Annotated in this window: 10 protein-coding genes; 6 read left to right on the top strand and 4 right to left on the bottom strand. The window is 46.4% G+C overall.

What is annotated here, in order from left to right:
- Positions 1 to 6: 6 nt before the first annotated feature.
- From OI18_RS20585 to OI18_RS20570, 4 genes are all read right to left on the bottom strand, one after another.
- Positions 7 to 1,548: a YifB family Mg chelatase-like AAA ATPase gene (locus OI18_RS20585; protein WP_039143470.1), complete on the bottom strand. Its 1,542-nt coding sequence runs from the start codon at positions 1,546 to 1,548 to the stop codon at positions 7 to 9.
- Between the two features lie 38 nt (positions 1,549 to 1,586).
- Positions 1,587 to 3,200, bottom strand: coding sequence for a M1 family metallopeptidase (locus OI18_RS20580; protein WP_039143467.1), 1,614 nt, complete (start codon positions 3,198 to 3,200; stop codon positions 1,587 to 1,589).
- Positions 3,201 to 3,215: 15 nt separating this feature from the next.
- A complete protein-coding gene (locus tag OI18_RS20575) occupies positions 3,216 to 4,532 on the bottom strand; it encodes a MutS-related protein (RefSeq protein WP_039143465.1) in 1,317 nt (438 codons plus the stop codon).
- Between the two features lie 61 nt (positions 4,533 to 4,593).
- Positions 4,594 to 5,934, bottom strand: coding sequence for a dihydroorotase (locus OI18_RS20570; protein WP_039143462.1), 1,341 nt, complete (start codon positions 5,932 to 5,934; stop codon positions 4,594 to 4,596).
- A gap of 34 nt (positions 5,935 to 5,968) precedes the next feature.
- Between OI18_RS20570 and OI18_RS20565 the strand changes: the two genes are divergently transcribed.
- The 6 genes from OI18_RS20565 to OI18_RS20540 are packed head-to-tail and all read left to right on the top strand — an operon-like array spanning position 5,969 to position 12,914.
- On the top strand, positions 5,969 to 7,633 hold the full coding sequence (locus OI18_RS20565; protein WP_039143459.1) for a hypothetical protein: 1,665 nt from the start codon (positions 5,969 to 5,971) through the stop codon (positions 7,631 to 7,633).
- 29 nt (positions 7,634 to 7,662) lie between these two features.
- On the top strand, positions 7,663 to 8,526 hold the full coding sequence (locus tag OI18_RS20560) for a UbiA family prenyltransferase (protein ID WP_039143457.1): 864 nt from the start codon (positions 7,663 to 7,665) through the stop codon (positions 8,524 to 8,526).
- A 4-nt stretch (positions 8,527 to 8,530) separates the two neighbouring features.
- Positions 8,531 to 9,607 (top strand): type III polyketide synthase, encoded by a 1,077-nt coding sequence (locus OI18_RS20555; protein WP_240312810.1) that lies wholly within the window; start codon positions 8,531 to 8,533, stop codon positions 9,605 to 9,607.
- The gene (locus OI18_RS20550; RefSeq protein ID WP_039143452.1) at positions 9,604 to 10,290 is read left to right on the top strand and encodes a methyltransferase domain-containing protein; all 687 of its coding nucleotides are present in this window, start codon (positions 9,604 to 9,606) and stop codon (positions 10,288 to 10,290) included. The genes OI18_RS20555 and OI18_RS20550 overlap by 4 nt, the downstream gene beginning before the upstream one ends.
- The gene (locus OI18_RS20545) at positions 10,287 to 11,441 is read left to right on the top strand and encodes an NAD(P)/FAD-dependent oxidoreductase (protein ID WP_039143450.1); all 1,155 of its coding nucleotides are present in this window, start codon (positions 10,287 to 10,289) and stop codon (positions 11,439 to 11,441) included. Before OI18_RS20550 ends, OI18_RS20545 begins: the two co-directional genes overlap by 4 nt.
- A complete protein-coding gene (locus OI18_RS20540; protein WP_039143448.1) occupies positions 11,442 to 12,914 on the top strand; it encodes a hypothetical protein in 1,473 nt (490 codons plus the stop codon). It abuts the gene before it with no gap.
- Positions 12,915 to 12,976 lie beyond the last annotated feature (62 nt).

Genomic DNA, 12,976 nt, shown 5'->3' with positions numbered 1-12,976 from the left:
TAAACTTCATCCGGCCCATGCTTGCCGATCGAGACTTCTGAATTGTATAGCTTCCGCAATGTGTTCAGGCAGAATTTTGACTGACCCTGCGAGATCTGCAATAGTACGGCTGACTTTGAGTATTCTTTCATATGCACGTGCTGAAAGGCTCAGGCGTTGCATGGCGTTGCGCAAAAGGTTTAACCCTGCTGTATCCGGAATACAAAAATCTTTTACCATTTTGTTGTCCATTTGGGCATTGCAATAAGTTGCCCCAAAATTGATCAACCTGTTTCCCTGGATCTCTCTTGAGTCTATGACCCTTTTCCTGATTGCTGCAGAAGCTTCACGCGACTGGCCCCCCGTGAGTTCGGAAAAAGTTACGGGGGTTACTTCAACATGCAGGTCAATCCGGTCAAGCAATGGACCGGAAACCTTATTAAGATATTTCTGTACTAACGGAGGAAGGCAATTACAATCTTTTTCCGGATGGTTGTAAAAGCCACATGGACAGGGATTCATTGAGGCTATTAACATAAAGCTTGCCGGAAACTCCATTGCTGCTTTTGCCCTTGAAATGGTAATCCTTCTTTCTTCGAGCGGTTGCCGCATCACCTCCAGTGCCGAGCGCCTGAATTCCGGCAGTTCATCCAGAAATAGTACACCGTTATGTGCAAGCGAAATTTCTCCTGGCTGGGGAATTCCACCGCCGCCCGCAAGTGCCATATCACTGATGGTATGGTGCGGAGATCTGAACGGGCGTTTACTTATTAATGTAGCGTTGTCAGGCAACTTGCCCGCGACACTATGAATCCGCGTAGTTTCCAGGGCCTCATTCAAGGTAAGTGGAGGTAGTATGGAAGGCAGTCTCCTGGCCATCATGGTTTTTCCGGACCCGGGCGGACCAATGAGTATTGCGTTATGCCCGCCCGCCGCAGCGATTTCGAGCGCCCGCTTGATGTGTTCCTGCCCCCGGACATCTGCGAAGTCCGGTTCCGGCTCTTTGGTTGATTCAATAAATACTTCCCGGGTATTGCATTGAACCGGTTTCAGGGATTCAGGTGTTTCGAGAAATGAAACGACTTCATTCAGGTGATTAAGTCCATACACTTCGAGGTTATTCACGATTGACGCCTCACGGGCATTGCGTGAAGGAAGTATAAGGCCCCGAAATCGCTCCCGCCTGGAGGTTATGGCAATCGGCAGAGCCCCTTTGATAGGCTGAATGGTTCCATCAAGACCGAGTTCACCCATTATTATATATTTATCAAGCGCGGGAATATTGACGATCTGGTCAGAAGCTGCCAGAATTCCAACCGCAATCGGAAGGTCAAAAGCAGAGCCTGACTTTCTGATGTCAGCCGGCGCCAGGTTGATAATAACTTTCGTCCTCGGCATATAAAAGCCATTTGACTTGATGGCACTTTCCACTCTTAGCATGCTCTCCTTGACGGCGTTGTCTGGCAAACCTACAAGGAAGGTATGCGTGCCTGACGTAATATTAACCTCAATATTGATTGTTATTGCTTCAATCCCGTAAACGGCGCTTCCATAAGTCTTCACTAACATGGAGGCAAATTAGTGTGGTATGGCGCCGGAAAAAACCGTTATTTAACGGATTTTACTTTCCATGTTGCCAGTACATTGGTATCTGGATCTACCTGTATCCCGCTCATCCTGAACTGTAGCCTGACCTGAATTTTTTCTTCCCGTTCCCTGATTATAAACGTTTTTCTTATCCTGCTTCCATCACCGATAAACTCAATTTCGAGCGGGAAATCAAAGAGTTCCTTTTGCGCTTGTTTTACCACGACTGCAACTTCGTTCCCTTTCTGTAACTGGTAGCTTATTTCAAGCTCAGGCTGTCCCGGCAGATATAGCCACTGGTTAAAAAACGCTTCCAGGTTCAGTCCACTTGCATTTTCGCAACTCCTGCGGAAATCCTGGGTTGTAGCGTTCTTCCCTTCGAATGAAGCATAATATCCGGCCAACGATTTCCAGAAGTCCGCGTCACCAATCTTCCTGCGCAACATATGGAGAAACCAGGCACCTTTTTGGTAACTGTTTGCATTCAGAAGATTCATGTATTGTTGTTCAAGAGAATCAACAACCGGCCGGCCCGGCTCCTTCAAGCTGTACCGGCTGACAGTATTACGCTGGTCCTTCAGAAGTTTATGCAATGTGTCAGTGCCGTATTTCTGTTCCAGGTAGCAGTTGGTAAGGTACGTGGCAAAGCCCTCGCTGAGCCAGAGGTGACTCCAGTGCTTCTCAGTAACACTGTTGCCGAACCACTGGTGAGCGATCTCATGTGAAATCAATGCTTCTTCTTTTCGCTGCCCGTTCACTGAGTTTTCATGGTAAAAAATGCAGCCCGCATTTTCCATCCCCCCAAATATTGTTTTAGACTGAACATTCGCCAGCTTATTGAAGGGGTATTTTGCAACATTTGAAATATAAAATGGCAGGATGTCAACTGCCTGTGCGTAGTCATAAAAGCCTTTTTCTTTTTCCTCCGGGAACACCCAGCTGGATACCTCAACGCACCCGGACGATCCGGCATAACCGACAGCAAACCCTGCCACGCCGATTACCATCACCTTGGTAGGTATTGCTACATTCTCTTTATAGTGGGTGATTGTATAGCCATTTCCAATATTAGTCTCTTCTGTCTGAATGCCGTTTGAAATAACCTGGTAATGGTCCGGAGCCGTTACAACAAATTCGACCGTGGCTTTGTCAGATGGATGGTCATTTACGGGAAGCCAATGGCGTGCACGATTAGGCCAGTTGTCTGCAAAAAAGGTTCGTTTATTGTACTTGTTTGTTGAAATGATAAGGCCATCCGCCGGAACTCCCTGGTATCGGATCATCAGCTGGCAGGTTGTATTGCTCTTTAACAATTGGTTCGTGGTACATATGATCCTGTCCGCCTTTTGTTGAAAGCCGGTTTCAGTTCCATTTAAGGCAACAGCTTCCACTTTCATACCCTTACCGTCACTCTTCATGTCTATAAGGTCCAGCGTCAGTTCTTTAGCGTCACGGTTCAGCCGGATATCAATAAAGGCGGTGCCCCGTATCAGGTTGCTTGTGTCCGTCAGCTGAAGTTCAAAACGGTAATGCTGAACGTCCAAAAGCGGATCGTTATAATTGTAGGATTGTGCCGGCACTGAAACCGGGAGTAAGCAAAAAATAAGAGCGATGCCGCGCTGAATCAGGTTCATCGAAATGTGTTTGATCTAAAGTTTTTCGAGTAGGTCAATGACTTTTTCCCGTTTCAGGATCAGGTAACCGAGACGGTCGTTGCTAATGCCTTCTTTTAATTGATAACTGAAATTAAGCTGTTCATCATTGACAGATGTTTCAAAATACCGGAAGATAATGTTGGGCTGATCTTCGAGTTCCTTTCCGATCTCGTAGAGGTGTGTGGAAAGGATAAAGATGGAATCTTTGATTTTGATAAGGCCTTTAATGACTGTGAGAGAGCACTTCATAGCATCCTGAACATTGGTGCCCTTAAAAAGTTCGTCGATAAGCACCAGCCATTTTCTTCCGTCATTGATCTTAAGGATCGTATTCTTGATCCTTTGTACTTCATTGAAAAAGTAACTTTCTCCTTTGACAATATTATCGGTTACATTGATATTGCTCAATATGCCGTCGAAAAGTGAAAGACGCATCGAATTTGCCGGCACGCCCATACCGATATGTGCCAGATAAACAGCCGCGCCCACAGATTTGATGAATGTGCTTTTGCCTGCCATGTTGGCCCCAGTTAAAAACAGGAAATTATGGGTCTCGTCGAGCGTTAAATTATATGAAACCGGATCAGGCAGCAGAATGTGATATAAGCCGGAAGTTTCAATGAACGGTTTTTCTGTCTGCATCACTGATGGATAAATGAGTCCGAAGTGCCTTACTGCTGTTGCCATTCCGTACCAGGCATCCAGCCGTCCATAAATATCGATCAGTTCCAGGGCAGCATTCTTAAACCGGTACCTCAGGTAATTGCCGAAATATACGACCTGGGTGGGAGAGAACTTTTTTTCCGCAGGATGATCTGCAAGACTCTGCAGATGCTCATCCCTGACCAGGAAGGCCGCCCTATCAAGAAGTGCCAGCATGTTGGGCGGAATCTCAGCCCCTTCGAAAATCTGCATGAGTTTCCTGAAGCCACGAATGAAGTCGGCAAAATGGCCGATACTATACCGGACTATCGCAAAATCAGGCCCGTGTAGCAGCTTATAAGTTATGCCATTGAAAAGGTTATGGTCTGTGGGAATGGTGTCAACCTGGGTACTGAAGAACCGTTCGATGACCATAATCGTTCCATTGCTGATGGATTCCGGCCACTGTTCCAGCCTGCTTCCGATCAGTTTCAGAACCTGTTGCGTCTGTTCAATGTTCCGTGTAGTGCTGAATGGCTCAAGGAACAGTTGCTTCATCCATTCTTTTCCCTCACTTGTCCTGGTAAAATTAAGTCGGTGAAAAATGGAGAACTCCTCCTCGGGGTGAAAAATGTTCAGATCATGTTGCGAGGTCTTATCAATTTCCATGGCATTCAATTTACGGGTTTATAGGATTCATTGCTTACCGGAAATTGTATAAGTTCATCGCTTACCTGTCAAACGTCATGCGCATACCCACCCTGGAGTTGTCGAAATTTCCCTTTTCATAGGCGAGGTGTCCGTTTACAAAAGTGTGCGTTATTCCCATAGGCATAATGGTCCCTTCAAGCGGACTCCAGCCACATTTATACAGGATATTTTCTTTCACCACAATCTCACCCTGGTTTGGATCAACAAGAACCAGGTCTGCAAAATAACCCTCACGGACATAACCTCTTTCCCGGATCCGAAAGCATTTTGCAACGGCATGACTCATTTTATCTGCTACCTGCTCAATGGTGATCCTGCCTTCTGAAACATATCTCAACATAAGAGGCAGGGAATGCTGAACGAGGGGAAGGCCAGCGTGGGCATGCAGGTAATCTTCCTGCTTTTCGGCCCAGGTGTGAGGAGCATGGTCGGTTGCAATCACGTCCAGGCGGCCATCCAGCAACGCCTGCCACAGTGCTTCCCTGTTTTCAGGAGCTTTTATCGCCGGATTGCATTTGATCAGGTTGCCCCATTTCGGGTAATCATTACTGGTAAAATGCAGGTGATGCACACAAACTTCCGCAGTAATACGTTTGTCTTCAAGCGGAAGCATATTCGAAAACAGTTGTAGTTCTTTCGCAGTCGAAATGTGAAGGATGTGCAGCCTTGTGTCATGTTTCTTGGCGAGCTGAACTGCCAGGAAAGATGATTCGAAACAGGCTTCTTCATCCCGGATCAGGGGGTGATCAGCCGCCGTAAGCTGCCTGCCGGAAGCCTTCATCTTCTCCAGGTTCCTTTTAATTATCCGTTCATCCTCGCAATGCGTGGCGATTAACAGTTCCGACTCACTGAAGATCTTTTCCAGCGAAAGCGGATTGTCAACCAGTAAGCCGCCGGTGCTGGAGCCCATAAAGACCTTTACTCCGCAAACCCTGTCTTTCTTTTCGTTTGTCCTGAGAACCTCTTCGATATTGTCATTCGAGGTTCCCATATAAAACGAATAGTTTGCCAGCGAACTTTTGGCACCTATCTCATATTTCTGTTCCAGCAGATCATGTGAGAAAACGGGTGGCACAGTATTGCTCATTTCCATGAAACTCGTAACACCGCCGGCAACTGCAGCCCGGGACTCGGTATAGATATTTGCTTTATGCGTAAGACCGGGTTCACGGAAATGAACCTGATCGTCAATGGCGCCGGGCAGTAGAAACCTGCCTTCGCCATTTATTTCCTTTACATCATTTGTGGCATTGATTTGGCTTGCAATCTTTGCAATGCGGCCATCTTCGATCAACAGATCGCCGTTGATAATGCTTCCTTCATTTACGATGCTGGTATTTTTAATCAGATATTTTTGCATAATTTGTCGGTTAGCCGTAAAACAAAACGAATCGATGCAAGTTATAAAAAGACTGCTGTTAACTACCCTATTATTCGCACCTGTAGTTGCAATTTCCCAATCCTCAATGCTTCCCCAGGGTTACAAACACCAGCAATTAATGGACCGGCTTGAGATCCGGTTCCGTGACAGCGCTTTGTCATTTCAGCATCTGAAGCCTTACGAGCGAAAGGCCTGGGTTAATTTTCTGGAATCAGTTCAGACTGACAGTTTTTCCCGGGTTGATGCCTATAATATCCAGGATGCATTGATGAACAACCAGGAATGGGTAACCGGCTCAAAAGAGTCTTTTAAGAGCAGGAAGCCATGGTTCAGGACGTTTTACAAATCCAAATCAGACTTCGCCCTCGTGGATGTTAAGGATTTTTTTCTTAGTGTAAACCCTGTTTTCCAGTTTAATCTTGCGAAGGATTCTGATTCTGACGAAACGGTTTTCCTTAATTCAAAAGGGGCAAGGGCCCGTGGCCTGATCGCCAAAAAGATAGGATTCGACTTTTATCTTACTGACAATCAGGAAAGGCCGCCAATGTTTGTGCGAAACTGGGAAGACAGCTTCCGGGCGGTTCCGGGTGCCGGGTTTTACAAATCTTTCAAAAAGACCGCATATGACTATTTTGATGCGAGGGGTTCGATGTATTTCAATGTCACCAAATATATCAACGTACAATTCGGTTATGATAAGAATTTTATCGGGAATGGATACCGGAGTGTATACCTGAGCGACTTTGCAAACAACTATCTTTTCCTGAAACTTAATACCCGGATCTGGAAATTGAATTACCAGAACCTGTTTATGGAATTAGTGCCTGAAGAGCCCGTCAATTCAGGAAATAAGCTGCTGGATAAGAAATATGCGGCAATGCACCACCTTAGCTGGCAGGCAACAAAATGGCTCAATATCGGCTTGTTTGAATCTGTTATTTTCGGGCGGGAAAACCATTTCGAGTTCAGCTACCTGATCCCCGTGATTTTTCTCCGGTCAATCGAACAGCAAAATGGCAGCTTTGACAATGCAAATGTGGGCCTCGACATAAAAGCCAATATCCTGAAGCGCGTGCAACTGTATAGCCAGCTGTTGTTTGACGAATTTAAGCTGAGTGAGGTGAAAGGTGGTGAAGGGTGGTGGGGAAATAAATATGCCCTGCAGCTTGGCGGAAAATATATAGATGCTTTGGGAATAAAGAACCTCGACCTGCAGGGTGAAGTGAACCTGGCGCGACCATTCACGTACTCCCATAAAGACTCTATCGCCAACTACACACATTATAACCAGCCGCTTGCCCATCCGCGAGGTGCGAATTTTTATGAGATAGTCGGGATATTACGATACCAGCCACATCCCAAGTGGCAGGTTCAGTCGAAACTCATCTTCTGGAACCAGGGGCTCGATTCAGCTGGCGTGAATTTCGGCAGCAATCCGCTCAGGTCCTACACAACAAGGCCTATGGATTACGGCTGGTCGATCGGGGAGGGACGGTCATCAACCGGAATCAATGCGTCATTATGGGTGGGATTCGAGGTTCTGGAAAATTTGTTTATAGATGGTTCAATGATGATCCGGAAGATGGACGTGCCGGATGATCCTAAGCTTACAACCAACAGCACTATGTTCAGCCTTGGATTGAGAATGAATATGTTCCGGCGGGAATACGATTACTAAGCCTGCCTGTTAAGCCTAACCGAATTCAAATGCCTCAACCGTCGACCCTGCAATTGCTCCGGGTTCATTTTTCCTTTTTCCTGCTGCCGGTTTACCTGTTTGCCCTTAGCCAGGTGGTTTATACAAATTGGTGGAAGGCCATGCTGATCTTTTGTATACTGCATTTATTGGTTTACCCGGCAAGCAACGGCTATAATAGTTATATGGACCGGGATGAAAGTCCGATAGGAGGTATCCGGTCACCCCTTCTGCCAACCCCTGAATTATTGAAGGTGGTCTCCGTTATGGATATTGCTGCCGTACTGTTGTCGATGTTCGTTGACATTTGGTTTACGGTTGGCGTGTTGGTTTATATTTTAGCATCCAGGATGTACAGTAGCCGCGTAACGAGATTAAAACGATTTGCAATATCAGGCTTCCTGCTGGTTATCAGCTGCCAGGGTGCGCTTGTCTTCTGGCTGGTATACCATGGTTCTCATCTCAGTCTTCCCCTTCAGGTACCTGTTACCGGGTGCGTAGCATCGTCATTGCTGATTGCCGGTGCATACCCGCTTACCCAGATTTACCAGCATGAAGCTGATGCCCATGACGGGGTTAAGACCATAAGTATGTTGGTGGGTATCAAAGGAACATTTGTGCTTTCAAGTTTGTTATTTTCAATGGCGTTCGTGGCACTTGGATTGCATTTCGCATTGCAGCTCGAACTGATCAGGTTCCTTGTATTGTTGTGCTGTTTTCTGCCGGTTCAGATATTTTTTCTCTGGTGGATGCGTAAGTCATGGAAAGACGCTCATGAGGCAAATTTTGATAACCTGATGAAGATGAACATAATTTCGGCAGTCTGTTCAAACACAGGCTTCCTCATCATTTTAATCTGGAAACTGATTGACTAAGATTTTGTCTATAGGAACTGCGCTACCCTCTTTCCGTCATTCCCAGGAAGAGATTCTTCATTTCATGCAACAGGTGTTTGATCTTGATTTAGCCAGTCAGCGAAAATTAAAATATTTGTACAAGAACAGCGGGATTTCAACGAGATATTCGGTAATTCCTGACTATGGCAGGCCAATGAGCGAATGGAAATTTTTTCCTGCCGGTGAATCGCTTGAACCATTTCCGTCACTGGAATCCCGGATGAACCAATACAATCGTTTTGCTGCAGCGCTTTCTGTTGATGCTATCCGGAATTGTCTTTCACACACACGGACAAAGCCCGAAGATCTAACCCACCTGATAACGGTCAGTTGTACCGGGATGAGCGCACCTGGACTTGATCTGCAGGTTATGGACCTGATGGAGCTTTCAAGATCAATTAACCGTTCGTCCATCAACTTCATGGGATGCTATGCCGCTTTGCATGGACTGAAGCAGGCAGCTGCGATTTGTAAATCTGATCCGGAAGCAAGGGTAATGGTTGTTTGTACCGAACTTTGCACCCTTCACTTTCAGAAAACACCGACTATTGATAATATAACGGCTTCTATGTTGTTCGCCGACGGTTCAGCAGCAGTACTTGTTGCAAATGATGAAAGTGAAAAAGGTGTGGAAGTAAAGGGGTTTTATTCTGAAGTTATTCCAAAAGGCAAAAAGGACATGTCCTGGGAGCTTAGTTCAAGTGGTTTCCTGATGACACTCAGTGGTTATGTGCCTGAACTTATCGAAACGGATTTCGGACCTTTGCTCGAAAGGGCGCTTATGAAATATTCGCTGAAGTACGAAGATATTGACGCGTGGTGTATTCACCCAGGGGGTAAACGAATATTACAGGCAGTTGAAAAAAGCCTCAATCTTGAACCCACGGCACTTGAAGCTGGCTACGGAGTGCTGGATAAATATGGGAATCTTTCATCGCCTTCCGTATTGTTTGTTTTGAAAAGCATGCTCGACAGGGGCGCACAAGGTAATATCTTAACGGCTGCCTTCGGGCCCGGACTCACAATGGAAACCTGCTGGCTGGAGGCGGCCAGCCGGTGAACTTCCGGAATCGCTCATACGAAAAGGAGTTGCTGGATGGAACAGGGATTTCTTTTGAGGATATCCGGACCAATATGCAGGAACTTGATGTTATCAACACATGGCTGGGAGGACATTCTATAACCCGGAAGGCTATGCGCGAATTTAATTTCAGTAAAGGAAGAGTCCATGTTTGCGAGATTGGCTGCGGCGGGGCAGACAATCTTCGGGTTATCCGCGACTATGGTGTCGCCCATGACCTGGAAATTACCTGCACCGGTATAGATATTAACCCGGCTTGCCTCAATTATGCTAAGGAGCAGCTTCCTGTCGGGAATTTTATCCATGACGATTACAGGAATATTAAATTCAGCGAGAAACCTGATATTATTTTCTCATCGCTTTTTTGCCACCATTTTACTGATGATGAACTGGCAGAGCAGTTGGAATGGATGAAGGACAATTCCGCTGTTGGATTTTTTATCAACGACCTGCACCGCCACCCAATGGCCTATCATTCCATCAGAATGTTGACAGCACTCTTTTCACGGTCAAGGCTGGTACGGAATGATGCGCCATTATCCGTGTTACGTGGTTTTACCAGGAGTGAATGGAAGGATATTATAAACCGTGCTGGTATAAACGAGGTAAGCATTCACTGGCATTGGGCTTTCAGGTGGCTGATAACGTTCCATCACGTATGAGTCCGGCATCAGCACATATAACAGACTACGATGTGGTTATCGCGGGTGGCGGACTCGCTGGTCTTGCAACCTCGATTGGGTTGAGTAAAGCTGGTCATAAAGTTGCATTGGTCGAGAAATACACATATCCCTTTCACCGTGTATGCGGAGAATATATCAGTGAAGAAAGCAGGCCTTTCCTGGAGAGTTTGGGAATTCCGTTTCACAAACTGCAACTTCCGCGTATAAACAAACTTATTGTGAGCTCGCCTGGTGGATCAGTGGTTCGATCGCCGCTGATACCCGGTGGCTTCGGCATAAGCAGGTTCCGGCTGGATGCACTTCTGGCAAACATTGCAAAAGAAAATGGCGTACATCTTTTCGAGGGTACGAAAGTCATTGATATGGTTTATCATGATGGAAAGATGAAGTGCTTTTTACAGGGACGCATACTGGAATCGAAACTGGCCATTGGCTGCTTCGGTAAACGTAGTAATGTGGATGTAAAGTGGAAGCGACCTTTTATTACTCACCGGCCAGGCAAGCTGGATAACTATATAGCTGTTAAGTACCATTTACGGGGAGTTGACCTCGATGAGGACACTATAGCTTTACACAACTTCAGTAACGGTTATTGCGGAGTTTCAAGGATTGAAGACGGATTGTATTGTATGTGTTATCTTACGACTGCAGGCAACCTCCGGTCAAACGATAATTCCATTCTGCAGATGGAAAACAGGCTGCTCCGGAAAAATCCCCACATCGACCGATTGCTGGACCGGGCAGAAATCATTTGGGATGAACCTTTAAGCATTTCACAGGTTTCTTTTTCGGCCAAATCGCAGGTTCATGATCATGTGTTGTTGGCAGGGGATGCCGCTGGTATGATCACTCCATTGTGTGGAAACGGTATGAGCATGGCGCTGCACGCCGGTAAGCTGTTGTGTCATGAGGCAGATGCATTTCTGCGTGGCGAGATCTCCAGGGACGAACTGGAGCATAATTATTGCAGGCAATGGAACCGACATTTTGCTAAGAGGCTTCGTGCCGGCAGGGTGATACAGTATTTTTTTGGTGATCCGAAGCTTACTGGCCTGCTTGTGGGAATAGCAGCCAGGATTCCTGGTGTAACCGGCTTTCTTATAAGGCAAACTCATGGAGAGAAATATTGAATGAAGAAGGATACTGCATTGGTAAATCTGGCCAGGTATTACATTGCTATGGTGCTTTGTTCTGCCTCTGTGCACGCTTACTGCCAGGATTATCACGCAATCCAGGGGTCCAACCATGCCGGAGCGCTGGGCGTACATAATAACCCGGCTTCTATTGTAAACACTCCTTACCCCTGGGACCTGACATTGGCAGGGATCCAGGCAAAATACCAGACAAATGCAGTTAAAGTAATCGATTATTCGCTGGTCACATCAGTTTTAAATTCAAAGTTCATGGTGCTGAACGGGCAGTTTAAGCGTTTCGGTGATGAACAGGCAAATTTAAATCTCCTTAACGGCCGAATCGCTTTGGGTCGTCGAAGGGCGATCGCTTTTGGCGCCAACCTGCGGTCTGCCTCAAATGTCCGGACCGAAGAATACAACTACATCGACAGCATCGATAATATCAACCAGTTTCTTGCGCTGAACACACAGACTGGACCGTTCGATGCCAGGTTCCGAAGCAGTTCCTTATTTGAGCTTTATCTCGCATATGCACAAACGGTTTGGGAAAACACCAATTACCGGCTGAACGGGGGGCTAACGGTCAAGATAAACCGCGGTGTATCCGGCGTTCGTGCCGAAGTGAATAATATTCGCCATCGCACCACAGTGGTAAACGATCAAACGGAATATGTGCTTAATGGCGGTTCATTCGCCTATGCTTATTCGTCCAATTTTGACAAGTGGGACAATAGCCGCGATAATAATTCAAACCTGAAAGAATTTCTCAAAGCTACCCGGACTGCATTTTCTTTCGACGCCGGCCTGGAACTTCTGATCAGACCTGAAGATGTTCCGGGATTCATGGCGGACGAGGAGGCATACTACGATTACGATTGGAAAATCAGCGCTTCGCTTATAGATTTTGGCTGGGGGCAATATCGCGGGGGAGTGGAAAGCAGGAAAGGCTCGATTCCGGCTTCCGGTATTACTGGTAGTGAACTCGATGCGGCAATCGACTCAACTGTAAAGAATCTGCCACAATTCAATGATTCTTTGGGTGGTCTTTTGCATTTGGAAGGCCTTGCCAATAATTTTAAGATTATTTCTCCAGCCAGATTAGTTTTAAATGTGGACCGATACCTGGCTGGCGCATGGTTTGTAAATGCAGAACTAAGCATTAATATTTCGCCTTGGGCGGGCGATAAGCGGCTCTATGTCCGGAATATGAACCTGCTGAGGCTAACGCCACGATGGGAAACCCGCAAGCTGGGCGTATATATGCCAATTCAGGTCAGCAATCAGGGGAAATTCTGGATAGGCGCAGGTTTTAAAGCGGGCCCGTTATTACTGGGCTTTCACAACCTCGGAAATATATTCAGTAAGAACAAAATGGCAAACGGAGGTGGATATATTGCCCTTACACTGCGTCCAATGAATAAAGTAACGGCTTCGACACGCGGAAATAGTCTTGACTGTCCGCCTTTGTAAACCCTGACTCCCTGAACCACATGCAGAGCAATCTTGTTAAACTGGTACGATAAACGGAAGAG

Source organism: Flavihumibacter solisilvae, assembly GCF_000814475.1.
Lineage (GTDB): Bacteria > Bacteroidota > Bacteroidia > Chitinophagales > Chitinophagaceae > Flavihumibacter > Flavihumibacter solisilvae.
The sequence above is the reverse complement of the archived record's forward strand: the minus strand, read 5'-3'. Positions and strand labels throughout refer to the sequence as shown.